Consider the following 24,681-nt stretch of genomic DNA (forward strand, 5'->3'; position numbering starts at 1 on the left):
CCATGAGCAAGCCGTCCGTCCTGTTCGTCTGCGTCTCGAACGCGGGCAAGTCCCAGATGGCCGAGGCGCTGCTGCGCCGCCACGTCGGGGACGCCGTCGACATCCACTCAGCCGGCACCAAGCCGAAGCCCGCCTCGGTGGGGGTCAACGCCGAGTCCGCGGCGTCCGTCGCCGAACTGGGCGCCAGCATGGCCGACGCGACCCCCAAGGGGATCGACCCCGAGGTGCTCCGCACCGCCGACCGTGTCGTCATCCTCGGCGCGGACGCCCAGATCGAGCCCGTCGAGGGCATGAAGGCCACCATCGAGCGCTGGGAGACCGACGAGCCCAGCCTCCGCGGCATCGAGGGCACGGAGCGGATGAACCTGATCCGCGACGACATCGACGCCCGGGTCGCGGCGCTGGCGTCCGAGTTGGGCGTGGAGAAGCGCCCGTCGGTGATGTTCGTGTGCGTGCACAACGCCGGGCGCTCGCAGATGGGCGCCGCGTACACCCACCACCTGTCGGGTGGGCGCGTCGAGGTACGGTCCGCCGGTTCGGCGCCGGCCGACTCCATCAACCCGGCCGTCCGCGACGCACTGCTCGAGGAGGGCATCGACATCTCCGCAGAGAGGCCGAAGGTCCTCACCCCGGAGGCGGTGCAGGCATCCGACGTGGTCATCACCATGGGCTGCGGCGATGCCTGCCCGTTCTACCCCGGCAAGACCTACCTGGACTGGGAACTCGCCGACCCCGCGGGGCAGGGCGTGGACGCCGTTCGCCCCATCCGCGACGACATCAAGCGCCGCGTGACCGACCTGCTCACCGAACTCGGCGTCCCGGTGCAGCCGGTGCCGGCCGAGCGCTGACCCACCACACCCAGGAGCCCTCATGGACACCGCGACCACGACCCGACTCGTCGACGACCTCACCTACGCCTACCAGGGCGTCTTCACCTCGGAGGAGGTCGCGGGGGCCGTCCAGTCCGCCCGGGACCTGCTCGAACCCCGCGCCACCGTGCAGACCTTCCTCCCCGTGCTCGTCGCCCGCCACGCCCGCGAGCAGCTCATGGCGCAGGCCCAGGCGGAGGGACGCGTGGCCAAGAAGGTCCCCGAGATCCTGTTCGTGTGCGTCCACAACGCCGGACGCTCCCAGATGGCCGCCGCGCTGGCCGAGCACCTGAGCGCGCGTCGCGTCCACGTCCGGTCCGCCGGTTCGCGACCCGTGGACGAGATCAACCCGCTCGCGGTCCAGGTGCTCGCCGAGCGCGGCATCGCCCTCACCGCCGCCTACCCCAAGCCACTCACCGACACCGTGGTCAAGGCCGCCGACGTCGTCATCACCATGGGCTGCGGCGACACCTGCCCCTACTTCCCCGGCAAGATCTACGAGGACTGGGACGTGCCCGACCCCGCCGGGCAGCCCATCGAGGTCGTCCGCGACATCCGCGACCAACTCCAGGAGCGCATCACGCGACTGCTCCGGCAGGTGCTCGACCAGTAGCACCCGCCCGCCGGCTCAGACCGGCTTCGTCGCCCGAACGATGGCGCGGAACATCTGGTCGGCCACCCGACACGGAGCCCTTTACGACACCGTGTAGGAGCGAGAAGATGGTGTGCCGGAACATTGCAGTTCCGGCGCGAGAAGGGAACCCACGATGAGGTTGCAGGACAAGGTCGTCATCGTCACGGGAGCCGGCTCCGGAATGGGCTTGGCCATGGCGAAGAGGTTCACCGCCGAGGGCGCGACGGTGGTCGCCGCCGACTGGAACGCGACCCGGCTGGACGCAGCCGTGGCCGACATCACCGAGGGGGGTGGTCGGATCGTGGGCGTCCAGGGCGACATCTCCGACCAGGGGTCGGCCGAGGGGCTCGTCGAGAAGGCACTCGCGGACCACGGGCACCTCGACGTCCTGGTGAACAACGCCGGGATCATGGACTTCATGGCCGGCGTCGGCGAGCTGACCGACGAGGTCTGGCAGAAGGTGCTCGCGGTCAACCTCAACGGGCCCATGTACACGATGCGCAAGGCCGTCCCCGCGATGGTCGCCGCCGGCCGGGGCTCCATCGTGAACGTCGCCTCGACCGCCGCCCTCAGCGGCGGCGCGGCGGGTGCCGCCTACACGGCGTCCAAGCACGCCCTGCTGGGCCTGACGAAGAGCACCGCGTGGATGTACGCCAAGAAGGGCGTCCGCTGCAACGCCATCGCCCCGGGTGGCACGATCACCAACATCGGCGAGACGATGCCGCAGGAGAAGCTCGACCCCACGGGCGCGGCCCGCGCGGGCGAGTTCGCCGGCCTGATCCCTGCCTACCTGTCGGCGGACGACATCGCCAGCGTGGCCCTGTTCCTGGCGTCCGACGAAGCCGTCCACATCAACGGGGCGGTGATCACGGCCGACGCCGGCTGGATGGCGCTCTAGACTCCGCTTCCGCGCGTCCGGCACCGCCGAGTTCTCGATCCGCGTCGTGCGCTGAGGATCACCCGGTTGCGTGCCGCCGGTGGGCGGCCATCGCGAGGCCGTAGCCGACCAGCAGGATGCCGACGCACCAGGCCAGCGCCACCCAGATGTCGGCGCCGACCGGCTGCTGGGCGAGCAGATGGCGCAGCGTGTCGACGATCGCGGTCACCGGCTGGTTCTCGGCGAAGGCCCGCACGGGGCCCGGCATGGTGTCGGTGGGCACGAACGCCGAGCTGATGAACGGCAGGAAGATCAGCGGGTAGGCGAAACCGGACGCCCCGTCGACCGTCTTCGCGGTGAGCCCCGGGATGACCGCCAGCCACGTCAACGCGAGGGTGAAGAGCGCGAGGATGCCGGCGACTGCCAACCAGGCCAGAATGCCCGCACCCGAACGGAAGCCCATCACCCGGGCGACGCCGACCACGACCGCGAGGCTGACGAGGTTGGCGACCAACGAGGTCAGCACGTGCGCCCACAGCAGGGACGACCGGGCGATCGGCATCGACTGGAACCGCTCGAAGAGGCCGCCCTGCTTGTCCTGGAACAGCCGGTACGCGGTGTAGGAGATGCCCGAGGCGATGGTGATGAGCAGGATGCCTGGCAGCAGGTAGCCCACGTAGGAGTCAGTGCCGGTGTGGATCGCCCCGCCGAACACGTAGACGAACAACAGCATCATGGCGATGGGTGTGATGACGGTGGTGATGATGGTGTCGGGGCTGCGCCCGATGTGGCGCAGGGAGCGACCCAGCAGGACGACGGTGTCGCCGACGAAATGCCTGGTCATGCTGCCTCCTTCGGAGGTTGGGGTGTGCCCACGAGGGTGAGGAACACGTCCTCGAGGGTGGGCTGCTTCTCCACGTACTCCACGCGGGGCGCGGGGAGGAGTCGTTTCAGGTCGGCGAGGGTGCCCTCGACGATGATGCGGCCGTCGTGCAGGATCGCGATGCGGTCGGCGAGTTGTTCCGCCTCGTCGAGGTACTGCGTGGTGAGCAGGACGGTCGCCCCGTCGAGCGCGACCTCCCGGATGGCCGCCCAGACCTCCAGGCGCGCCTGCGGGTCGAGTCCGGTCGTGGGTTCGTCCAGGAAGATGACGGGCGGGTCGCCGATCAGCCCCATCGCGAGGTCCAGGCGGCGGCGCATGCCGCCGGAGTACGCCCCCGCCCGCCGGTCGGCGGCGTTCGCCAGCGCGAAGCGCCGCAGCAAGGCCTCGGCCACGGCCGCCGGTTGCGCGACGTGCCGCAGGCGTCCGACGAGTGTGAGGTTCTCGCGACCGGTCAGGACCTCGTCCACCGCAGCGAACTGACCCGTGAGGCTGATCGACTCCCTCACCTGCGTCGCCTCGGTGGCAACATCGTGGCCGTTGACGGCCGCGGCGCCGGCGTCCGCCTTCAGGAGGGTGGCCAAGATGCGGATGAGCGTGGTCTTGCCCGCACCGTTCGAGCCGAGCAGGGCGGTCACGCTGCCCCGCGCGACGTGGAGGTCGACCCCCCGCAGCACGTGGAGGTCCTTGAAGGACTTCTCCACACCCCGGACGGTGATCGCGGTCATGACGACTCCTCCCCCTCCGCCTGCTCGATGGCCTCGACCAGGCGCGTCCGCTCCTTGTTGATCCACTGGCCATCGGAGTAGTTGCTCAGGAAGTCCTCGGCGAAGGCGACGGGGTCATCGCCGACGATCGTGCGGATGGGCGTCCCGTCGGCGGCGCCCTGCTCGAAGAGGGCGGCCAGGTCCTCGAGCATGGTCACCAGGACGTCCCCCTTGACGATCGCGCCGGCGTACGTGAGGTAGCGCTCGAGCGCGGTGATGGAGGTCCGGTACGGGGTGGGCAGCTGTTCGACGCGTTGCTTGTAGGCGCGCCAACGCTTCTTGTCGCCGAGGTCTCCGACGACCTTCTCGACGAAGCTCGAGATGTTCATGCTTGTTCTCCTGACTGCTGGAGCTGGGTGATGCGGTCCGTGAGGAAGCCCCACGTCCTCCAGAACTCGTCCAGGGAGTCACGCCCCTGGACGTTGAGCGAGTACACCTTGCGGGGCGGGCCCTTCTCGGAGGGGACCTTCTCGACGTCGACCAGACCGCGTTGCTCGATCCTGATCAGCAGCGCGTAGACGGTGCCCTCGGCGATGTCGGTGAAGCCCTGGTCGCGCAACCAGGACGTGATCTCGTAGCCGTATGCCGGACGCACCGCCAGGATCGCCAGGACGATGCCCTCCAGCGTGCCCTTGAGCATCTCCGTCATCTGCTTGCCCATGGCGCCCTCACTACTCAGTGTGACTCACTACCAGTACAGAGTAACACTAAGTAGCGAAGGTGCAAGGGGTGGTGAGAGCCGGGAACCGAACCATCCCGTGCTCGAACGTCAGCCGACCGAAGTCAGGCGACGGGGGCCAACTGCTCCAACGCCTGGCGGACCTCGTCGCGCCGCGGCACCCCCACGAAGCGGTGACGGACGCCGCCGGCACCGTCCAGCAGCAGGACGGTGGGCGTGCGCGTGATGCCGAACTCCTCGACCAGGTCGAAGTGCTCCTCGGCGTCCACCTCGATGTGCGCGAGCGCATCGTCCTCGGCCACGACGCCCGTGAGGAGCCGGTGCGTCGTTCGGCACGGCGCGCAGACCGACGAGGAGAACTGGACGAACGTGGCGGCCTCCCCGGGCGTGAGGCCGAGACGATCGGCCAGGTTCGGCTGCGCCTCCGGCCGCACCGCGCGGGCGCGGCCGTCCGTCAGCTTGCGGTGGAGGCCGAACGCGAGGGCCACCACGGCGGCCGCGAGCGCGACCCAGACGCCGGCGTCCATCAGGCCCCCGCTCGGGCGGACTGGCGGACGAGGACGCGGCGACCGAGCAGGTAGAGCTCGCAACCGAGGCAGAAGTCGAAGACCGCGTTCAACAGGGCCGCCACGAGGGCGAATCCGACGGCCGCGTAGAACAGGACCGGGACGGCCAGGCCGACCCCGAGCAGGGCGAGCAGCGCGAAGACGAGGCCGAGGGTCTGGGCGAAGCGCGGCGGGCGGGCGTCCTCGAGTTCGGCCGGCGAAGCCAACCGCGGCCGGACGAATCTCTTGAACACCCAGCCCCACGGCTGGGCGTGGGGTCCCACGAGGGAGCCCGCGGCGAAGGCGAGCGCCTGGATGCCCAGCAGCACGACGGACGCCGTGGGCGCCGACCCGTGCAGCACCAGGACGAGGGCGAGGAGGACGGAGGTGATGAGGGCCCCGAAGCGCGGACCGCGGGGATCGATCCGCGGCGAGGGCAGCGGAGAGGACGTGGATGACATGGAGGGTCCTTCGAAAAATTGTGGGCGTGCCCGACGCGAGCCTGGACGGCGCGGCGCGATCGGGAGGGTTGTCGGGTCGGTGGTCGGAACGGACGTCAACGACAACAACGACAACAACACGCACGCAGGCGCAGCGACTCCCGGGCGGGAGCGAAGGCGCGAGCGGCGGTCATGGACTCAGGGTGACACGAGGCTGTCCCCGATGTCCACGCCGTCCCACCAGTCGACGGCAACCGCGAGCGGACGTCCGGGCTCAGCGCCCCACCTCGAGCAGCGCCTGCGGGATCTCCCCGGGCAGCTCGCGCGACAGGAAGCCGTAGCTGCCGTAGCGGGACGCCAGCCGCCCGCCGATGGCACCGTGCAGGTAGGAGCCCCACACCGCCGCCTGGGCCGGATCGGCGCCGCGGGCGCACAGCCCGAGGATGATGCCGGCCTTGACGTCACCCGAGCCGCTCACGCCCAGTCCCGGCCCGCCGCCCTCGCCGCGCCAGAGGTCACCCTCCGGAGTCGCGATCCAGGTGGTGGTGCCGCCGGAGGTGACGACGACGCCCGTCGCCCGCGCGAGCCGCAGGACGGCGTCCCCGTGGTCGGCCGCGACGGCGTCCGGGTCCTCGCCGAGGATCATCGCCAGCTCGCGGGCGTTCGGGGAGATCACACAGCGGCCCGCGAACGCCTGCAGGCGCGCCGGGTCGGGCGTCACCCAGGCCAGGCCCAGCGCGTCCAGCACCAGCACGGACCCGACGTGCGGCACACACGCCGCCACCAGGTCCGCGGCGCCGGCTGCGTCGAGCAGGCCCGGGCCGACCAGGGCGGCGTCAGCCTCCGGCGCGAGCTGCGCGACGTGCTCGGACGCCGCGGCCGCCAGGTCCCCGGTCGCCGTGACCGACCCGCCCTGGACCATCGCCTCCGGCATCGCCACCGCCACCGGGACGGCCACCGGATCGGGAGCGACGAGCTGCAGCTTGCCCGCCCCGGCGCGCAGGGCGGCCTCCCCGGCGAGCATGATCGCACCGGGGTTCTGGACGCTCCCGCCCACGACGAGCGCCCGTCCACGGGAATCCTTGGTGCCCTCCACATCGGGCAGCGGCCAGTCGCGCAGCACGGACGGGGTGAGCACGGTGCCGCCGGGCTCGGTGCGCGTCATCAGGCGACCTCGCCCTTCGGCTCCTCGCGGGTGAGGGGGGCCTCGGCGTCCTTCTCGATCGCCTCGGTGTCGTCGCTGCGGACCAACTGCAGGCTCCCGTCGACCTGGCGGTAGCGGGTCATGGAGCAGTTGGCCAGGGGCTCCTCCTTCTGGAGGGCGACCACGCGCCGCTCGTCCAGGCCCTCGATGACGTACCGGAACGCGAGGATCACCGCCTCGTGGCTGAACAGCCACACGCGTTCGCCGTGGAACCTCTGCTGCAGCTCGACCAGGATGCTGCGCACGCGCAGGACGACGTCCGCCCAGCTCTCGCCGCCCGGGGGCCGGTAGTAGAACTTGCCGACCCGTGCCCGGCGCGCGGACTCCTCCGGACGCTCCGCCTCGATGCCGTACCAGGTGACGCCGTCGAAGATGCCCAGTTCCCGCTCGCGGATCCGCTCGTCGACGATGACCTCGAGGTCGCCCAGGCGGGCGAGGGCCCGCTCGGCGGTGCTCCGGGCCCGCTGGTAGGGCGAGCTGACGACGATGGTGGGGCGCTCCCCCTCCGGGAGGGACGCGAGGTGGTCACCCAGCGCGTCCGACTGCTTCTCGCCGTCGGGCGAGAGGACGACGTCGGCGTCGCGCGCCTCCAGCTCGAGCCGGTGCGCCTTGGCGGCGATGGCCTCGCGGTCGGCGATGTTGCCGACGCTCTCGCCGTGCCGGACGAGCACGAGCTCGACGATGCCGCGGCTCTCGCCCTCGGTGGCCAGGGGCTGGTGGGCCATGGATCCCTCCTTCGGGTGTTTCCTTCGACCATAAGGGGCGACGCCACCCGTGCGACAGACTGGGGCCATGCTCCTGATCACCGGTGACGGCGTCATCCACACCCGCGACCACTGGGCCGACCGCGCCGCATGGGCCGGCGGACGGCGCCAGTTCTCCTTCCACCTGGTCTTCGACGGCACCCACCTGGCCGAGGCGACGAACGACCTGCGCGGCGCGGTGGCCTCGTTGCCCGCATTGGACGTCGTGCCGCCCGCGTGGCTGCACCTCACCATGACCACGGTCGGCTTCGCCGACGAACTCGACCCGGACGCCGTGCGTGCGGTCGGGGCGGACGTCCTCAGCGCACTGGACCCGAGAGCCGAGATCACGTTCGACACCCTCCTGGTCGGGGCGGAGGGACCCTTGGTGTGCCCCCGGCCCTCGCCCTGGCTCGATGGCGTCGTCCGGCTGCAACGCGCGGCCGTCGATCGCCATCTCGGGTTGCGCGAGTGGGGCGACTTCTGGCCGCACGTGTCGCTGGCCTACGCGAACGCGGTCGTCCCGCTGGCGGACGTGACCGACGCCGTCCGGCCGGCTGCGGAGGCCACACCGGCCATCACCGTCCGGCCGACCGTCGCGCTGGTGGAGCAGGCCATCATCGACCGCACGTACCAGTGGCGGGTGGTCCGGACGGCGGAGTGACCCCCGCCGGAGAGCGGTCAACTGGTGCGGACCAGAACTGTCAGACGCGGCTGGTGGACTGATTCCATGGCAGCCCACCCCCTTGCCACCGCTGATGTGTTGGCCGACGTCGATCGCGGTCTGGACGCGATCGACCATGCCGCGCGCTCTGGTCTCGGCGATGAGGAACGGTTGGCGCTGGTCGAGGTGGCCCGCCGCATCGGACGCCGCGTCGAGGCCTTGGTGGCGATCCTGGTCGGGGAGGCGGAGTCAACAGACTCGGCGATCGGAATGCATCCCGCCCCTGGAGTAACGGGCGCGACCACGCGAAGTCCCCAGACGGGTGATCTGCGTCCCGGTGACGGGCGTGATCACGCTTCCCAACGGGTTGGAGGGGGCCACCGGATGGTGTCAGATGCGCCGCCAGCGCGCGACCATGACGTCGTACGGACCGGCCTCGACGTGCGGGGCGTCCTTCGGGAGCATCGCCAGGGCGGACTCTGGCACCACGTTGCGCATCGTCATCGTGGGTTGGTCGCCCTCGAGGCCCTCGAGGGTGACCTCCCAGCCCCAGTCGCCGGAGTAGTGCGCCGACAGCAGGATCGTGTCGCCCACGCGCTCCCCCGCCAGCGTCATCAGGCCCGGCTTCTGGTGCCACGAGTCGGCATAGGCCGCGGTCACCTCCGTGGCGCCCTCCTCGGGGCCACCGACCAACAGGACGCCGTGCTGCGGCCCGTCCTCGGGGTGGGTCCACGTGTAGCGCAGCAGCGCCTGACTGGAGCCCACGTCCTCGAGGGTGAGGGTCGAGGGTTCCTCGACCAGGTCGTCGTACGGCATGAGGCGGAAGGCGCACGTCCCAGCGAAGGAATGGCTCATGGCTCAACTGTGCTCCCGCGCGCGCGTCCCTGTCACGCTCGGCGCCCCGTGCCCCGACCGGCGACCCTTGCCGCGGCCGGCGTCCCCCACCAGACTCGGGTCATGGCGAACCCCATCCCTGTCGTGGCAGCTCCCCCGGTGGTCGGGAACCTGCGCGACCTGGACACCCGACGCATGCGGACCTTCTTCACCCGGGCCCACCAGCAGCACGGGCCGGTGTTCGAGATCCGCGTGCTGGGCATGCGGATCGTCGTCCTCGCCGGGCTGGAGGCGAACCGGTACGCGGCCGGGCCGGGGCGGAAGAACTTCGGCTCCCACCGCGCGTGGGGTCCACTGGATCGGCACCTGGGGGTGACCAAGTCGCTGATCAGCCTCGACGGGCCCGAGCACACGGCCTTCCGGCGCGTGGAGGGGCGGGCCTACACACGCGCGCACTTCAACGCGACGCTGGAGCGCTCGGTGCAGGTCGCCGAGGAGGACCTCGCGAACGTGGAACCCGGTTGGCTCGCCGTGGCGCCCTGGTGCAAGCGCCTGGTCACTGAGCAGGTGGCCCGCGTGGCGGTGGGTGGGTCGGCGCGTCCGTACCTGGACGACCTCGTGCCCTACATCCAGAACGCCCTGATGGCGAAGGTCACCCGCCAGCGTCCGCCGGCCCTCCTGCTCCTCCCCCGGCTGCGCCGCGCCCGGGAGCGGACCTTCGCCATGGTGGACGCCCTCATCGAGGAGCGGCGACGCACGGGGCCCGGGGAGGTTCTCGACCTGGTGGACGACGTGCTCGCGGCGCTGCGCGACGACCCGGACCGCTGGTCGATGGCCGACGTGCGCCAGGCGGCCCTCGGCGCGTTCATCGCCGGCATGGACACCGCCGCCAACACCCTCGCCTTCGCGATCCATCGCCTGGTGGAGCACCCCCGACTCGTCCCCGCCCTGGTCGACGAGGTCGACGCCGCCTTCGCCGCCGGGATCACCGCGGAATCCTTCGACCGGATGCCGCAGCTGTTCGCGTTCCTGTTCGAGGTGCTGCGGCTGCACCCCATCGCGCCGGCGCTGGAACGGCACCTGCTCACCGACATCGAGTTCGCGGGCCATGCCCTGCCCCGGGACACCCACGTCATCCTGGCCACGACCGTGACCCACGGCCTGCCCGAACTGTTCGCCGACCCGGACGCCTTCGACCCGACCCGCTTCTCCGAGGAGCGCGGCGAGCACAAGGTGCCGGGCGCGTACGTCCCGTTCGGCGTCGGCACGCACACCTGCGCGGGCCGCGGCATGGCCGAGGGACTCATCGCCCTGAACACCGCGCTCCTGCTCCACCGCCTGCGCTTCATGGGGGACGCCACCTCCCCGCTCCGGGAGGTGGCACGCCCCACGCCCAGCCCCGATGACCGGTTCCAGATCCGCATCCTCGGACGCCGACATGCCACGCCGACGTCCCACGCGAGCGGCCGCCCGGGAATGGCCCCGGGTGATCCGGTGCTGAGGCGTCCGTGAAGAAGATCGGTTTCCTGTCGTTCGGCCACTGGGCCGACGCGCCGCAGTCGGGCACGCGCACGGCATCCGACGCCCTGTTGCAGTCGATCGAACTGGCCGAGGCGGCCGAGGAGTTGGGCGCCGACGGTGCCTACTTCCGCGTCCACCACTTCGCCCGGCAGCTCGCCTCCCCGTTCCCGCTCCTGGCCGCGATCGGCGCGCGGACCACGCGCATCGAGATCGGCACCGGCGTCATCGACATGCGGTACGAGAACCCCCTGTACTTCGCCGAGGACGCCGGCGCCGCCGACCTCATCTCGGGCGGACGCCTCGAACTCGGCGTGAGCCGTGGGTCGCCCGAGCAGGTCGTGGACGGCTTCCGGTACTTCGGGTACGAGCCGAAGGACGGGGACGCCGCGGCCATGGCCCGCGCCCGCACCGAACGCCTCCTGGAGGTGCTGGAGGGCAAGGGCTTCGCCGAGCCGAACCCGCGCCCGATGTTCGCCAACCCGCCCGGCCTGCTGCGCATCGAACCGCACTCCCCCGGCCTGCGCCGCCGCATCTGGTGGGGCGCCGGCACCCGGGCGACGGCCGAGTGGACCGCCGAGAAGGGCATGAACCTCATGAGTTCCACGCTCCTGAGCGAGGACACCGGCGTGCCGTTCCACCAGCTGCAGGCCGAGCAGATCGAACGCTTCCGTGCGGCCTGGGCGTCCGCCGGCCACGACTGGACGCCACGGGTGTCCGTCAGCCGCAGCATATTCCCAATCGTCTCGGACCTCGACCGCGCCTACTTCGGGCTCGAGTCCCGTAGCCGCGACCAAGTGGGCAACCTCGAGGGCGTCCGGGCGCGCTTCGGCAAGACGTACGCCGACGAGCCGGACCGCCTCGTGGAGGCCCTCGCCGAGGACGAGGCGATCGCAGCCGCCGACACCCTCCTACTGACCGTGCCCAACCAACTCGGGGTCGAGTACAACGCCCACGTCCTCGAGGCGGTGCTCACGCACGTGGCCCCGGAGCTCGGCTGGCGCTGAGCATCCGGGACCACGGGTCGTCAGTTCCGGAAGTCCTCCGGGTCGACGTGCTGGATGAACTCGTTGAACTGGGCCAGGGTCTGCCCGGTGTCCTCGGTCACATCGGGAATCGCGGCCGCGGCCATCACCTCGTCCGCCACGAACATCGGCGCTTCGACCTGCAGGGCGAGGGCGATGGAGTCCGAGGGGCGGGCGTCCACGAGGTGGACGCCCGCCGGCGTCCGCAGGGTGATGGTCGCGTGGAACGTGCCCTCGACCAGACCGCTGACCTCGATGCGCTCCACCGTGGCCTCACAGGCCGACAGCAGGCTGACCATCAGGTCGTAGGTGAGGGGACGCTTGGGGACCTCGGCGTTTCCCGTGGCGATGATGATCGCGGCCGTCTCCATCGGCCCGATCCAGATCGGGAGCATGATGCCCGGATGGGCCTCGGAGTCGATCGGCTTGAGCAGCAGCACGGGGCCGCCCTCGGAGTCGACAGCCATCATGGCGACGTTCACCTGGATCATGGGGGGGAACCTCCCCTTGCGAATCGACGATCGGTCCCATCCATGCTAGAGGAGACCACAAGGGCGGCGGGAGCGTTGACCTACCGCTTGCCGGCCTCCTCCCCGTCGCCGCTGTAGGCCGGGGCGAGCAGGTCGTAGGCGGCTTCCCGGTGCTCGGCCTGGTCGATGCCGCCGAGTTCCTCCTCCGTGCTGATGCGGAAGCCCATCACGCGGTGGATCCCCCACGCGATGAGCGCGGTGACGGCGGCCGCGTAGACGGTCGTGACCACGACGGCCACCGCCTGGGAACCCAGGAGGGAGACCCCGCCGCCGAACAGCAGCCCAGCGCGTCCGTCGGGCTGCGGCACGGCCACGAGCCCGATCGCGACCGTGCCCCACAGGCCGGCCACGAAGTGGAGGCCGACGACGTCGAGGGAGTCGTCGATTCCCAGGTGGAACTTCACGTCCACGGCGAAGCAGCACAGCACTCCGGCCACGGCGCCGATCACCAGGGCGCCGAGCGGCGTCACGTACGCGCAGGCGGGGGTGATCGCCACCAGTCCGGCGACGATGCCCGAGGCCGCCCCGACCGAGGTCATCCGCCGGTCGCGGAGCTGTTCGGTGACGAGCCAGGCCATCAGTGCCGCGCCGGGCGCGACGAGGGTGTTGATCCAGATCAGCCCGCCCTCGGCGACCGAGGCCGCGGCACCCGCGTTGAACCCGAACCAGCCGAACCACAGCAGGGCGGCACCCAGCATCACGAAGGGGATGTTGTGCGGGCGGTGCAGGGACGGCGCGAAGCCCGCGCGGCGTCCGATGGTCATCGCCAACACGAGCGCGCCGACGCCGGCCGCCACGTGGACGACGAGTCCGCCGGCGAAGTCGAGCGCGTGGCCGACGACGGAGCCGACGGCGCCTTCGGGGCCGAGCAGGCCGCCACCCCAGACCATGAACGCGAGCGGGGCGTAGACCAACGTGACCCACAGGGGCGCGAAGACCAGCCACGCCTTGAACCTGGCCCGGTCGGCGACGGCTCCCGAGATGAGCGCGACGGCGATGATGGCGAAGGTCGCGGCGTAGCCCACCCGGATGAGCTGCTCCTCGGGGACGCCGATCAGGCCGAACGCCGTCATCGGGTCGGCGACGATGCCGGCGAGGCTGGTGCCGCCGCCGCTCATCGAGTAACCCCAGAGCACCCAGATGACCGCCACGAGGCCCATCGCGCCGAAGCTCATCATCATCATGTTGATGGCGGACCGTGCCCGCGACAGCCCACCGTAGAAGAACGCCAGCCCCGGCGTCATCACGAGGACCAGGGCCGCCGAGACCATGATCCAGACCTGGGACGCCACGCCCCACATCGCTTCGGTTTCCATCTCCCTGTTCCTTCCGCTCGTGCCGCCCCCCTCTGGGGCGACGGGACCATCACAGGGGATGGATGTTTCAACCGGCGACGTGTACGGCGTCGGTCGTGTTACGCCATGCAACGATCAGGAAACGGGGCCCCTCTGCCCGACGCGCTCCGGCGAACCCGAACACCGTTAACCCAAACGCCATGTCAAGGGCGCTGTTCCGCAACCCCACGGGGTTATGTTGGCCCGCGTGACTGGCACTGAACCCCTCAGGCGACTGCACGTGCCGGGGCTCCTCAACCTCCGAGACCTCGGGGGGATGGTGACGGTGGACGGTCGGCAACTCGAGTTCGGTCGCCTCTGGCGCAGCGAGAACCACACGGGCCTGCCGGCGTCCGCGTTGCAGCGGTTGGTGGAGGCGGGCCTGACCGACGTCGTCGACCTGCGCACCGACTTCGAGCTCGCGGGTTCCCCGTCCCCCTTGAAGTGCCTGCCCCGGGTCCGGTACCACCACCACAGCTTCTTCCGCGAGGCCGAGGACGACTTCGCGACCATCCTCGATCGCGCGTTGCCCTGGGTGGGGCACGGCCTCGAGGACCTGACGGGGGACGAGACCGCGGACAGCTACCTGGGCTTCCTGTCCGATCGACCCGACTCGGTCGTGAATGCGCTGCGCGCCGTGGCCAACGCCCGGGGCGCCGCGCTCGTGCACTGCGCGGTGGGCAAGGACCGGACCGGACTGCTGGTCGCCCTCGCCCTGACCCTGGTGGGTGTCTCGGCGGACGACGTGGCCGCCGACTACGCCCTGTCGACGTCGGCGATGGTCGGGGTCGTCGAGCGCCTGTGGACCGATCCCACCTACTCCACCGAGGCCAGTGACATCGACGAGGCCAAGCTCGCCGCCCGTCCCGAGACGATGCTCCTGGTGCTCAGCCACCTCGCGGAGTTGGGAGGCGTCCGGACGCTGCTGCGCGACTTCGGGTGGACCGAGGAGGACGACCAGCACCTGTCCCACCACCTCCTGGGCCGCTGAGACCGACAGGAGAGGCCACCGTCAGGGGCGACGGGGAGAGCGGGCCAACAGGCCGAGGCCGACGCCGGTGACCAGGGCGAACGTACCGGCCAGCAGGCCCAGCGCCACGAGGGTGGCCACCAGGGCCTCGCGCCCCCCTGCGAGTTCCGGCCGGGAGACGTTGAGGGCGAGCCACCCCACGCCCACGGCGAGCAGCGCGGCGATGAGTGTGACGGGGATCCACAGCCAGGCGCGGCGGACGACCCGCCGCAGCAGGAGCCACTGGAACACGGGCACGGCGAGCACCACCACGACGACCCCCGCGGCGAGGGCGGCCTGCATCCGTGGAGTGGAGAGGTCGAGTGGTTCCCCCACCACTCGCAGTGTCCCGGGCAGCATGCCCAGCACCCAGGCCACGAGCGCGCCCGCGGCGGTGACCAGCGCCCAGCCGGCGCGCGGAACCGCCACCACGGTCCCGTGGAGTGCACCGCCCTGGGCGATCCCGACCACCAGTCCCATGACCGCACCCGCGAGGGCGATGCCCGGGTAGGACGCCCACGTGGGCAGGTCGAGCCGGCGGACCACCTGGACACCGAAGGCCAGGGCGAAGAGGCCGAGCATGCCACCCAGGGTGACCATCACGATCCACCACACCGGCGCATACGGCCGCGGACCCGCCGCCGTGTGGCGCTGTTCGTCGGCCATGCTCCTCCTCGCTCCGGCCCCAGTCTTCCTCGTGGGACTCAGTGGCGGGGCAGGACCGTCAGGACGCGCTCGATGTGGTCGCGGAACTCGGACATGAACGCGGCGAGGAACTCGCGCGTCGCTTCGTTGGTCGGGTTGCCGTCCTCGTCGTAGTCCTCGGCATGGAACGAGATGTAAGCCTCGGGTGCCGTCAGGTGGCGCGTGTTGAGGAAGCTCAGGACGGCCCGCAGGCTGTGCTGGGCCAGCACGGTGCCGAGGGCCCCCGGCGATGCACCGATGACGGCGGTGGGCATGTGGTCGAGCGCGTTCTGGCCCCACGGCCGCGACGCCCAGTCGATCGCGTTCTTGAGCGCGCCCGGGATCGACCGGTTGTACTCGGGCGTGACGAACAGGATCGCGTGCGCACTGCCGATCGCCTCCTTGAGGGCGACGGCCTCCGGCGGATAGTTGGCGTCGAGGTCGCGGTTGTACAGCGGGAGGTCACCGATGGGGATCTCGAAGAACTCCAGGTCCTCGGGGGCGACGGCGATGACGGCCTTCGACAACACGCGGTTGATCGATTCGGTGGACAGGCTCCCCACGAAGTAACCGACACGGTAGGTCATGCTCACTCACTCTCCTTCGAGGTGCGAAAGGGGACTGCGGCTGTTTCACACTCAACGTAGGGCCGGACGCCCGTCCGCGGTAGGGAGCCGCGAAGAATGTCGGCTGGATGTGCGACGGTGGAACCATGACGCAGACCACACCCACGCTCTCTCTGCAGGACTCGGCACTGGCCATCCTGCGCGGGCTGACCGGACGAGGGGATGCCACCTTCCACCCCGGTCAGTTCGAGGCCATCGAGGCGCTGGTGGCCCGGCACGAGCGCGCGCTGGTCGTCCAGCGGACGGGGTGGGGCAAGTCCGCGGTCTACTTCATCGCCGCGCTGCTGCAGCGCCGGGCGGGCGCCGGTCCCGCGCTCATCGTGTCGCCGCTGCTGGCGCTGATGCGCGACCAGGTCGCGGCGGCTGAACGCGCCGGCGTCCGGGCCGCGGCCATCAACTCCGCGAACGTGACCGAGTGGCGGTCGATCGAGCAGCACCTGGCCGATGACGACGTCGACGTGCTGTTCGTGTCGCCGGAGCGCTTGGTGAATCCCCGGTTCCGGGCCGAGCAACTGCCGAGCCTGGTCGAGCGCTGTGGCCTGCTGGTGATCGACGAGGCCCACTGCATCAGCGACTGGGGCCACGACTTCCGGCCCGACTACCGGCGCATCCGTGACCTGATCGCCGCGTTGCCGGCGTCCGTGCCGGTGCTCGCGACCACGGCGACCGCCAACGAACGGGTCGTCGCCGACGTGGCCGAGCAGATGGCCGCCGGCGGTCACGAGGTGTTCACCCTGCGCGGCGCCCTCGCTCGCGACTCGTTGCGCCTCGGGGTTCTGGAGTTGGGCACGCCCGCGCGACGGCTCGCCTGGCTCGCCGAACACCTCGACTCCCTGCCGGGCAGCGGCATCGTGTACTGCCTGACGGTGTCCGCGGCCGAGGACGCCGCGGCGCTCCTCACGAAGGCGGGCCATCGCGTCCTGCCCTACACGGGCCGCACCGACGCCGCCGAGCGGGAGGCCGCGGAGGATGCCCTGAAGCGCAACGAGGTGAAGGCGTTGATCGCCACGTCGGCGTTGGGCATGGGCTTCGACAAGCCCGACCTGGGCTTCGTGGTCCACGTGGGGGCGCCCTCGTCGCCCGTGGCGTACTACCAGCAGGTCGGCCGCGCGGGACGCGCCACGGACCGGGCCGACGTCCTGCTCCTGCCGGGCACGGAGGATCGGGAGATCTGGCACTGGTTCGCCACCAACGCGATGCCGACCCAGGCGAAGGCGGACGCCGTGCTCGACGCGCTGGCCGCCGCGGACGGGCCGCTGTCGGTGGCCGCGCTGGAGGCACGGGTGGACATCCGGCGCAGTCCGCTGGAGTTGTTGCTCAAGGTGCTGGCCGTCGACGGTGCGGTGGAGTACGGGCAGGGTGGCTGGGTGAGCACCGGAGCCCCGTGGAGCTATGACGCCGAGCGCTACGACCGGGTCGCCGCCGCCCGGGTCGCCGAGCAGCAGGCGATGCTCGCCTACGAGCGCCTGTCCGGCCCCGGTGACGGAGACGGGCCGGACGATCCGGCACGCACGTGCCGCATGGCCTTCCTGACCGCTTCGCTGGACGACCCGCACACCGAGGCCTGCGGCCGCTGCGACCTGTGCACGGCGCCCTGGTACCCGACGGGTGTGACGGTCCCCGTCCTGGACCGTGCGCGAGACACCCTCGACCACGTCGGCGTCCCCATCGCGCCACGCGCCCAGTGGCCGACGGGGCTGGACACACTCGGCCTGCTGGTGGACGGCCGACCGGTGAAGGGCAGGATCTCCCCCGCGGAACAGGTCCTGGAAGGGCGCGTGGTCGCGCGGCTCACCGACCTCGGCTGGGGCGGACGCCTGCGCGACCTGTTCGCCACGGACACCGACGGCCGGCCGGTCGACTCCGACGTGCCGGCTGAGCTGGGGCGGGCCATCGTGCGCGTGCTGGCGGGGTGGGACTGGGCCGAGCGCCCCGCGGCCGTGGCCTGGGTGCCGAGCCTGGGGCGTCCGCGGTTGGTGCAGTCGCTCGCCACCGGTATCGCCAGCGTCGGGCGACTCGAACTCCTGGGTCCCCTGGAGCTCAACCCCTCGGCCGAGCCCCTGCGCGGGTCGACGAACTCGGCCTACCGGGTGCGCGACGTGTGGGGTCGCTTCCGGGTGCCGGAGGCCATGGCCGAGCGCCTGGCCGGGCTGTCCGGCCCCGTGCTGCTGGTGGACGACCTGGTCGATTCACGGTGGACCCTGGCGATCGCCGGCCGCCTGCTCCGCCGGGCAGGTGCGGACGCCGTCCTGCCGCTGGCGCTGGCGTCCGTCGGCTGACGGCGGGTCGCGGATCTCCACGGCCCGGGAAGGCCCACCGTCGCCCTTGTTTTTACCAGCGACATCTGTATTTAATGGGTCATCCGAGCAGGGAGCGCTACCCCCCTTGCCAAGGGAGGCCACTCCCGAGGAGGCGAGCCATGTCCGCCCTCGACACCACCTCGGTGGTCGCCCGCGAGGCGGCGCCGAGACCGGCCAGACGAGCAGTGCGCGGCGCTTGGATCGCCCGCGTCCTGACCACCACCGACCACAAGGTCATCGGGAACATGTACTTCGTCACCACGATGGCCTACTTCCTGTTCGGCGGCATCCTGGCGCTGCTGGTCCGCTCGGAGCTGGCCTTCCCCGGGCTGCAGTACTTCCACTACGAGCGCTACAACCAAGTGTTCACGATGCACGGCACGATCATGTTGCTGTTCTTCGCCACTCCCCTCTTCGTGGGTTTCGCGAACGCGATCGTGCCGCTGCAGATCGGCGCGCCCGACATGGCGTTCCCCCGGCTCAACGCCCTGGCGTACTGGCTCTACCTCTCGGGTTCGCTCGTCGCCGTCTCCGGCTTCCTCACGCCCGACGGGGCGGCCTCCTTCGGGTGGTTCGCCTACGCCCCGCTCAACCTGACGGTGCACTCGCCCGGGCTCGGCGGCGACCTGTGGGCCGTCGGCCTGTACATCTCGGGGCTGGGGACGATCCTCGCGTCGGTGAACCTCGTCACCACCATCGTGACGCTCCGGGCCCCCGGGATGACCCTGTGGCGCATGCCGATCTTCTGCTGGAACATCCTGCTCACGTCGATCATGGCGCTCATCGTGTTCCCCGTGCTTGCGGCCGCCCTGCTGGTCCTGCTGTCCGACCGGGTGCTGGGCACGCACATGTTCGATCCGGCCACGGGCGGAGCGCTGCTCTGGCAGCACCTGTTCTGGTTCTTCGGGCACCCCGAGGTGTACATCATCGCGCTGCCGTTCTTCGGCATCATCAGCGAGGTCATCCCGGTGTTCTCCCGCAAGCCGATCTTCGGCTACGTCGGCCTCGTCGCCGCCACCATCGCCATCACCGCCCTGTCGATGTCGGTGTGGGCACACCACATGTTCGCCACGGGAGCGGTGTCGCTGCCCTTCTTCTCGTTCATGTCGTTCATGATCGCCGTGCCCACCGGGGTGAAGTTCTTCAACTGGATCGGCACCCTGTGGGGCGGTTCGGTCCGCCTCGACACCCCCCTGCTGTGGACGGTCGGGTTCCTCACCACCTTCCTGTTCGGCGGCCTGACCGGCGTCATCCTCGCCAGCCCGCCCCTCGACTTCCACGTCACCGACACCTACTTCGTGGTCGCCCACTTCCACTACGTCGTGTTCGGCACCGTGGTCTTCGCGATGTTCGCCGGCTACTACTTCTGGTGGCCGAAGATCACCGGGCGGATGTTGGACGAGCGGTGGGGCAAGGTGCACTTCTGGCTGCTGTTCATCGGGTTCCACACGACGTTCTTGGTGCAGCACTGGCTGGGGGTGGAGGGGATGCAACGCCGCATCGCCGACTACCTGCCGGGGGAGGGCTTCACCTTCCTCAACCAGGTGTCGACGGTGGGCGCCTTCCTCCTCGCGGCGTCCATGCTGCCGTTCGCGTGGAACGTGTACATCACCATGACCAAGGCCCCCCGCGTCACCCGCGACGACCCCTGGGGTTGGGGTCGCTCGCTGGAGTGGGCGACGTCCTGTCCCCCACCGCGTCACAACTTCGAGAAGCTCCCCCGGATCCGCTCCGAGTCGCCCGCGTTCGACCTGCACCACCCCGAGTTGCGGACCACCGAGGCGGTCGTGGTCGCCAAGGAGGCACACGAGCCGGAGTGACCCGCGGCGTCCGGCGATCAGGGGATGTAGCGCATCGGGTCCACGGGCTTGCCGTTCTCGTAGACCTGCAGGTGCAGGTGGCACTCGGTCGACAGGCCGGTCGACCCGACGTAGCCGATGAGTTCGCCCATGCCGACCCGCTGGCCGGCCCGGACGGTGATGCGGGACTGGTGCGCGTACCCGGTCATGACGGACTTCCCGCCGACGACCCCGTGGTCGATGATCACGTAGTTGCCGAACCCGCCCTGGGGGCCGGCCTTCACCACGGTGCCCGACTGGGCGGCGTACAGCGGGACGCCGCAGGCCGCACCCCAGTCGTTGCCGTTGTGCAGCCGCCAGTACTTCAGGATCGGGTGGAAGCGCATTCCGAAGGGTGACCCCGGACGGGCCAGCACCGGGCGGATGAAGCCCTGCGGGCTGAGGATCATCTGGGCGCCGCTGTCAGCCAGCGGGTACGTGCGGGGATCGCGCGAGACGACGCCCATGGCGACGAGGCGGGCGATGTCCTCCCGCGACGCCCCGTGGGCGAGTTGGTCGGCGACCTGGGCCGCGATCTCCGCCTCCACCTGGGCCTCGTCGGCGAGCAACGCCTCGTACTGGGCGTTGTCGGCGTCCAGCGCGGCCTGGGCCTCGGCGCGGAACTGCTCGTTGCGCGCCACGAGGGCGGCCACGTCCGCCTCCTGCACGACGGCGTCCTTCTCGAGCTCCTTGATGCGCGCGACATTCTCGGCACTCCGCTGCTTGTCAGCGGCCACCTTGGCCTCGATCGCGGCCTGAGCGGCCTCGGCGTCCGCGAGGCGACGCTCCAGCAACTCCAACTCGGCGAGCCGCTGGGCGGTGGCGTCGAAGATCGTCGTGTCCCACTGCAGGCGCTGGCCCATCTCGCTCAGGTTCCGCCCGCCGAGCACCACGGCGATCCCACTGATGCCGCTCTGCCGCTGGTAGGCCTCGCGCGCGGCCTTGCTGATCAGACGCTGTTGGTCGGCGACCCTGTCGCGCGCCTCGGCGGTGGCGGCCCTGGCCTGCCGGAGCAACTCCTGCTGCCGGGCCAGCTCGGCGTCGAGCTCCTCGTCCAGTCGCTGGGCCTCGGCGAGCTCCGCGCGGGTGTTCTCGAGGGTCGACCTGGCCTCGTCCAGCTGCCGCTGGGAGGCCTCGAGAGCTGCCGTGGCCCCGTTGAGGGCGGAACTGTGCTCGTCGATCAGGGCACGACTCTGTTCCAGATCGCGGACGATCTGCGCATGACGGTCGGACAAAGGGTCGGCGCTCGCGGGCGACATGACGCCCAACGCGAGGGCGATGCCGGCGGCTCCGGCGACGAGCCCGCGAAGGGCACGCCTGCCGGGAGCCGTGGAGCAGGCGGAGGAAGACACCTGTCGCACGTTCATCCCCTTACGGATCGGTGTGGCGATGACGACGCTAGGCGACCGGCTCGCCGCTACGCCGTTCGCCGCGCCGAGGATGACCGCATACACAAGCCGATCCGTGCGCGGCACACTGGAGGACAGGCCCAACAGAGGAGAACGCCATGCCCCACCAGCCCACCGGCCCCATCGAAGAACTGCGCGACAACCTCACCGGTTCGGCAGCAGGCGATTTCGCACCGCGCATCCCGGGCGACGACGTCGACCACACCCAGATGCCCATCGATGGCGATGTCAGCCCCCTCGACCGGCCCGCCGACGCAAAGTCGCCCAAGACCCGGCCACAGGACGCCGACGGGGCCCCCGAGCTCTGATGCTCCTGGACGACTTGGCCGAGGCCTCCGAGCGCGTCGCGGCCACCCGCTCGCGCAGCCAGAAGATCACCATTCTGGCCGAGGTGCTCTCGCGCGCCTCCACTGACGAGGTCGAGGTCATCGCGAGTTACCTCGCCGGCGCCATCCCCCAGCGGCGCACCGGCGTGGGGTGGCGCTCACTCAGCGAGCCGCCGCCCGCGGCGTCCGAACCGACGCTGGCCGTGCTGGAGGTGGACGCCGCCCTGAGCCACCTGGCCACGCTGGAGGGGCCGGGCTCACAAGGGGCACGCACAAGGATGCTGGGCGACCTGCTCGCCCGGGCGACGGACCGCGAGCAGCGGTACCTGTCCGGGCTGATCACCGGCGCCCTGCGCCAGGGCGCCCTCGCCGGACTGCTGGTGGACGCCGTGGCCCACGCCTCGGGCGTCCCGCTGGCCGCGGTCCGGCGGGCGGCCATGCTCGCGGGCTCGATCCCGGCGGTCGCGGCCACGGCCCTCGCCTCCGGCGAGCACGGGCTCAGCGCCATCACCGTCCAGGTGTTCACCCCGGTCCTGCCGATGCTGGCGGCGTCCGCGGCCACGGTCTCGGACGCGCTGGCCAAGGCGGCACCCGGGCGTCCGGTCGCGGTGGAGGCGAAGCTGGACGGCATCCGCATCCAGGCCCACAAGCGCGGGGACGAGGTACGGCTGTACACCCGCTCGCTGGACGACGTGACCGCGCGGTTCCCCGAACTCGTCGAGGTCGTGCGCTCCGTCGACGCGGACACCCTCATCGCCGACGGCGAGGCGCTCGCCCTGGACGCCGACGGACGCCCACGGCTGTTCCAGGACACGGCGTCCGGCGCGGCCGGCGGGCTGACCCCCACCTTCTTCGACGCGCTGTTGATCGATGACGAACCCCTGCTCGACCGGCCGCTGCACGAACGGGTCGCACGCCTGGCCGACCTCGTGCCGATCAGGCACATGATCCAGCGCACCATCACCGACCAGCCCCTCATCGCCGAATCGTTCACCGAGCACGTGCTGGCCCAGGGCCACGAGGGAGTCGTCGTGAAGGACTTGGACGCCCCCTACGAGGCCGGACGCCGCGGCTCGGCCTGGGTGAAGGTCAAGCCGGTCCACACCCTCGACCTGGTGGTGCTGGCCGTCGAGTGGGGTTCCGGGCGCCGGCGGGGCTTGCTGTCCAACATCCACCTGGGCGCGCGGGATCCCGACACGGGTGGCTGGGTGATGTTGGGGAAGACCTTCAAGGGCATGACCGACGAGATGTTGGCCTGGCAGACCGAGCGGTTCCTCGAACTGGAGACCCACCGCGAGGGTCACGTCGTCCACGTCCGGCCCGAGCAGGTCGTGGAGATCGCCTTCGACGGCCTGCAGCGCTCGACGCGCTATCCCGGCGGCGTCGCCCTCCGGTTCGCGCGCGTCGTTCAGTACCGGGACGACAAGGCGGCCGCGGAGGCGGACACGATCGCGGACGTGAGGGCCCTCAGCGCGCCGACCATGGCCCCGGAGAAGCTCTCACCGTTGACCTGTCGGCTGCCGGAGTGACGTCCCCGGGTCCTGACTGGGCCCGGAGTGACGTCTGGGATGGCCGCGCATGATCACCGGCCCGGAACGGCCGTGCGGCCCGCCGTTGGGGCGGGCCGCACGCAGTTGATGTGACTTCCTGGGGGAAACCACTGTCGCCGGGGTGGGGGCATTCTCATCCTCGCACCCCCACAGGATGGGACAATCCCGAGCATGCTGGGTAGGGGCACGCCTCCCCTCCCCCAAAAGGACGAGGGGACATCCGCCGAACGATGCGCTCCCCCCGAACGGAATCGACTCTGGCAACGGGCGTCGCGTCGGCACACCCCCCACCGGCCAGATGTGACAGCGACCGAATTGTGATCGACCTGTGACCTCCCGACGGGGCAGTTTGAGCCTCGCTCAGGCCTCGCGGCCGCGGCGGAACCGGCGCTTGAGCCGCAGGTCCGGCGGCAGGGCGGGAGCCTTGAGGCGATCCACGCTGCCGCGATAGCCCGCCACGCGGCCGAAGCGGTCCTCGGGGGCGTCGTTCCACTCCTCGCGCAGGCGCACGATGTCGGCGTGGTCGCGGCCGATGAAGTTCCACCACATGACGATGCCCTCGTCGAACGGCTCCCCGCCGAGCAGCATCACGCGCGCCGGGGCGTCCGTGGGGTTGTGGAGGCGTAGGTGGTCCAGGCCGGCGTCCCGGACGCCGAGCACCGCGTTGTCCAGGCGGACCCCGTCGAAGTCGACGTGGCCGGTGTCGACGAGGACGCCGTGCTCGAAGCCGGGGTCGACGGCACCCTCCCACGTGGCGCCGGCCTCGATCAGCACCTCTGAGCCGAGGAGCGGCGTCTCGGTGTGGACCGGCGAACCCTGGTCACCTAGGCGTCCGATGAACGTACGCGCCCGCACGCCGGGAGCGACCTCGTGCACATCCGGCACGAAGTGCTGGAACTCGCGGGTCAGGTCGGCGGAATCCTCGGGCAGGACGACCCACAGCTGGACGCCGTGCAGCGCGGCCCTGCTCTCGGTCGAGACCTCGGAGTGGGCAATGCCGTACCCCGACGTCATGAGGTTGACCTCGCCAGGGCGCACCATCGCATGGACGCCGCCCGAGTCACGGTGCTCGATCTCGCCGCTGAACAGCCACGAGACGGTCTGGAGCGAGGTGTGGGGGTGCGGCGGCACGTCCATGCACGCGCCCTCCTCGGGCCCGTAGTGGTCGACGAAGCACCAGGCTCCCACGAAGGAGCGGCTCATGTTCGGAAGGGTGCGGCGGACGCGCAGCGCGTCCTCGCCGCCGAGCGGGACATCCTTGGGCGGGTAGGTGTCGACCTGCGCGGCCGGGTGCCGTTCCCCGTGCTCGCAGACGCGCACCTGCGGATCGACCTCGGTGTTGCTCATGGCACCCCTCCTCGCTCGTTCCCCCAGCCGTTCCCCCAGCGTAGGCCCC

Annotated in this window: 26 protein-coding genes and 1 pseudogene; 12 read left to right on the top strand and 15 right to left on the bottom strand. The window is 71.0% G+C overall.

Going from position 1 to position 24,681, the window contains the following annotated elements; translation table 11 throughout:
* Window positions 1-2 precede the first annotated feature (2 nt).
* The 4 genes and pseudogenes from AC5YDV_RS05300 to AC5YDV_RS05315 form a co-directional block, all read left to right on the top strand.
* Window positions 3-266, top strand: a pseudogene (locus AC5YDV_RS05300) (arsenate-mycothiol transferase ArsC); the annotation flags it as partial.
* A gap of 174 nt (window positions 267-440) precedes the next feature.
* A complete protein-coding gene (locus tag AC5YDV_RS05305) occupies window positions 441-848 on the top strand; it encodes an arsenate reductase ArsC (protein ID WP_496182332.1) in 408 nt (135 codons plus the stop codon).
* 22 nt (window positions 849-870) lie between these two features.
* Entirely contained in the window at window positions 871-1,482 is a 612-nt protein-coding gene (locus AC5YDV_RS05310) for an arsenate reductase ArsC (protein WP_496182285.1), read from the top strand.
* Between the two features lie 154 nt (window positions 1,483-1,636).
* Entirely contained in the window at window positions 1,637-2,401 is a 765-nt protein-coding gene (locus AC5YDV_RS05315) for an SDR family NAD(P)-dependent oxidoreductase (RefSeq protein ID WP_496182286.1), read from the top strand.
* A gap of 58 nt (window positions 2,402-2,459) precedes the next feature.
* Here AC5YDV_RS05315 and AC5YDV_RS05320 read toward each other — a convergent pair whose 3' ends face one another.
* The 8 genes from AC5YDV_RS05320 to AC5YDV_RS05355 form a co-directional block, all read right to left on the bottom strand.
* Window positions 2,460-3,224, bottom strand: a complete 765-nt coding sequence (locus AC5YDV_RS05320) for an ABC transporter permease (protein ID WP_496182287.1) — start codon at window positions 3,222-3,224, stop codon at window positions 2,460-2,462.
* Window positions 3,221-3,988, bottom strand: coding sequence for an ABC transporter ATP-binding protein (locus AC5YDV_RS05325; protein ID WP_496182288.1), 768 nt, complete (start codon window positions 3,986-3,988; stop codon window positions 3,221-3,223). Before AC5YDV_RS05325 ends, AC5YDV_RS05320 begins: the two co-directional genes overlap by 4 nt.
* The gene (locus AC5YDV_RS05330) at window positions 3,985-4,356 is read right to left on the bottom strand and encodes a DUF1048 domain-containing protein (RefSeq protein ID WP_496182289.1); all 372 of its coding nucleotides are present in this window, start codon (window positions 4,354-4,356) and stop codon (window positions 3,985-3,987) included. Before AC5YDV_RS05330 ends, AC5YDV_RS05325 begins: the two co-directional genes overlap by 4 nt.
* On the bottom strand, window positions 4,353-4,688 hold the full coding sequence (locus tag AC5YDV_RS05335) for a PadR family transcriptional regulator (protein WP_496182290.1): 336 nt from the start codon (window positions 4,686-4,688) through the stop codon (window positions 4,353-4,355). The genes AC5YDV_RS05330 and AC5YDV_RS05335 overlap by 4 nt, the downstream gene beginning before the upstream one ends.
* A gap of 122 nt (window positions 4,689-4,810) precedes the next feature.
* Window positions 4,811-5,233 carry a thioredoxin family protein gene (locus tag AC5YDV_RS05340; RefSeq protein WP_496182291.1) on the bottom strand — a complete coding sequence of 141 codons (423 nt, stop codon included), beginning with the start codon at window positions 5,231-5,233 and terminating at the stop codon, window positions 4,811-4,813.
* A complete protein-coding gene (locus AC5YDV_RS05345; RefSeq protein ID WP_496182292.1) occupies window positions 5,233-5,712 on the bottom strand; it encodes a DUF4395 domain-containing protein in 480 nt (159 codons plus the stop codon). The genes AC5YDV_RS05340 and AC5YDV_RS05345 overlap by 1 nt, the downstream gene beginning before the upstream one ends.
* A 253-nt stretch (window positions 5,713-5,965) precedes the next feature.
* Complete coding sequence (locus tag AC5YDV_RS05350; protein WP_496182293.1) at window positions 5,966-6,856, bottom strand: NAD(P)H-hydrate dehydratase; 891 nt, start codon at window positions 6,854-6,856, stop codon at window positions 5,966-5,968.
* Entirely contained in the window at window positions 6,856-7,620 is a 765-nt protein-coding gene (locus tag AC5YDV_RS05355) for a histidine phosphatase family protein (protein WP_496182294.1), read from the bottom strand. Before AC5YDV_RS05355 ends, AC5YDV_RS05350 begins: the two co-directional genes overlap by 1 nt.
* A gap of 67 nt (window positions 7,621-7,687) precedes the next feature.
* Here AC5YDV_RS05355 and AC5YDV_RS05360 point away from each other — a divergent pair, with 67 nt between their 5' ends.
* Window positions 7,688-8,302 (top strand): 2'-5' RNA ligase family protein, encoded by a 615-nt coding sequence (locus tag AC5YDV_RS05360; protein ID WP_496182295.1) that lies wholly within the window; start codon window positions 7,688-7,690, stop codon window positions 8,300-8,302.
* Between the two features lie 390 nt (window positions 8,303-8,692).
* Here AC5YDV_RS05360 and AC5YDV_RS05365 read toward each other — a convergent pair whose 3' ends face one another.
* Window positions 8,693-9,157: a hypothetical protein gene (locus AC5YDV_RS05365; RefSeq protein ID WP_496182296.1), complete on the bottom strand. Its 465-nt coding sequence runs from the start codon at window positions 9,155-9,157 to the stop codon at window positions 8,693-8,695.
* 102 nt (window positions 9,158-9,259) lie between these two features.
* Here AC5YDV_RS05365 and AC5YDV_RS05370 point away from each other — a divergent pair, with 102 nt between their 5' ends.
* Together AC5YDV_RS05370 and AC5YDV_RS05375 are read left to right on the top strand one after the other, a co-directional pair.
* Window positions 9,260-10,648, top strand: coding sequence for a cytochrome P450 (locus tag AC5YDV_RS05370; RefSeq protein ID WP_496182297.1), 1,389 nt, complete (start codon window positions 9,260-9,262; stop codon window positions 10,646-10,648).
* On the top strand, window positions 10,645-11,661 hold the full coding sequence (locus AC5YDV_RS05375) for an LLM class flavin-dependent oxidoreductase (protein ID WP_496182298.1): 1,017 nt from the start codon (window positions 10,645-10,647) through the stop codon (window positions 11,659-11,661). The genes AC5YDV_RS05370 and AC5YDV_RS05375 overlap by 4 nt, the downstream gene beginning before the upstream one ends.
* Before the next feature lie 20 nt (window positions 11,662-11,681).
* Here the strand turns inward: AC5YDV_RS05375 and AC5YDV_RS05380 are convergent, their stop codons facing one another.
* Window positions 11,682-12,170: a bifunctional nuclease family protein gene (locus AC5YDV_RS05380; protein ID WP_496182299.1), complete on the bottom strand. Its 489-nt coding sequence runs from the start codon at window positions 12,168-12,170 to the stop codon at window positions 11,682-11,684.
* Between the two features lie 80 nt (window positions 12,171-12,250).
* Entirely contained in the window at window positions 12,251-13,525 is a 1,275-nt protein-coding gene (locus tag AC5YDV_RS05385) for an ammonium transporter (RefSeq protein ID WP_496182300.1), read from the bottom strand.
* 226 nt (window positions 13,526-13,751) lie between these two features.
* Between AC5YDV_RS05385 and AC5YDV_RS05390 the strand changes: the two genes are divergently transcribed.
* Window positions 13,752-14,534, top strand: coding sequence for a tyrosine-protein phosphatase (locus tag AC5YDV_RS05390; protein ID WP_496182301.1), 783 nt, complete (start codon window positions 13,752-13,754; stop codon window positions 14,532-14,534).
* A 21-nt stretch (window positions 14,535-14,555) separates the two neighbouring features.
* Here the strand turns inward: AC5YDV_RS05390 and AC5YDV_RS05395 are convergent, their stop codons facing one another.
* Entirely contained in the window at window positions 14,556-15,218 is a 663-nt protein-coding gene (locus tag AC5YDV_RS05395) for a hypothetical protein (protein WP_496182302.1), read from the bottom strand.
* Between the two features lie 38 nt (window positions 15,219-15,256).
* The gene (locus AC5YDV_RS05400) at window positions 15,257-15,823 is read right to left on the bottom strand and encodes an NADPH-dependent FMN reductase (RefSeq protein ID WP_496182303.1); all 567 of its coding nucleotides are present in this window, start codon (window positions 15,821-15,823) and stop codon (window positions 15,257-15,259) included.
* Window positions 15,824-15,948: 125 nt separating this feature from the next.
* Between AC5YDV_RS05400 and AC5YDV_RS05405 the strand changes: the two genes are divergently transcribed.
* Both AC5YDV_RS05405 and ctaD read left to right on the top strand, forming a co-directional pair.
* On the top strand, window positions 15,949-18,141 hold the full coding sequence (locus AC5YDV_RS05405) for a RecQ family ATP-dependent DNA helicase (protein ID WP_496182304.1): 2,193 nt from the start codon (window positions 15,949-15,951) through the stop codon (window positions 18,139-18,141).
* Window positions 18,142-18,281: 140 nt separating this feature from the next.
* Complete coding sequence (gene ctaD, locus AC5YDV_RS05410; protein WP_496182305.1) at window positions 18,282-19,982, top strand: aa3-type cytochrome oxidase subunit I; 1,701 nt, start codon at window positions 18,282-18,284, stop codon at window positions 19,980-19,982.
* 17 nt (window positions 19,983-19,999) lie between these two features.
* Here ctaD and AC5YDV_RS05415 read toward each other — a convergent pair whose 3' ends face one another.
* Window positions 20,000-21,361 carry a peptidoglycan DD-metalloendopeptidase family protein gene (locus AC5YDV_RS05415; protein WP_496182306.1) on the bottom strand — a complete coding sequence of 454 codons (1,362 nt, stop codon included), beginning with the start codon at window positions 21,359-21,361 and terminating at the stop codon, window positions 20,000-20,002.
* A 146-nt stretch (window positions 21,362-21,507) separates the two neighbouring features.
* Here AC5YDV_RS05415 and AC5YDV_RS05420 point away from each other — a divergent pair, with 146 nt between their 5' ends.
* Both AC5YDV_RS05420 and AC5YDV_RS05425 read left to right on the top strand, forming a co-directional pair.
* Complete coding sequence (locus tag AC5YDV_RS05420; protein ID WP_496182307.1) at window positions 21,508-21,717, top strand: hypothetical protein; 210 nt, start codon at window positions 21,508-21,510, stop codon at window positions 21,715-21,717.
* Window positions 21,717-23,264: an ATP-dependent DNA ligase gene (locus AC5YDV_RS05425; protein WP_496182308.1), complete on the top strand. Its 1,548-nt coding sequence runs from the start codon at window positions 21,717-21,719 to the stop codon at window positions 23,262-23,264. The genes AC5YDV_RS05420 and AC5YDV_RS05425 overlap by 1 nt, the downstream gene beginning before the upstream one ends.
* Before the next feature lie 381 nt (window positions 23,265-23,645).
* On the opposite strand, the gene AC5YDV_RS05430 is transcribed toward AC5YDV_RS05425, so the two are convergent.
* A complete protein-coding gene (locus tag AC5YDV_RS05430) occupies window positions 23,646-24,632 on the bottom strand; it encodes a pirin family protein (protein ID WP_496182309.1) in 987 nt (328 codons plus the stop codon).
* Window positions 24,633-24,681: the final 49 nt, after the last annotated feature.

It is taken from the genome of Propioniciclava sp. LT432 (assembly GCF_059515965.1).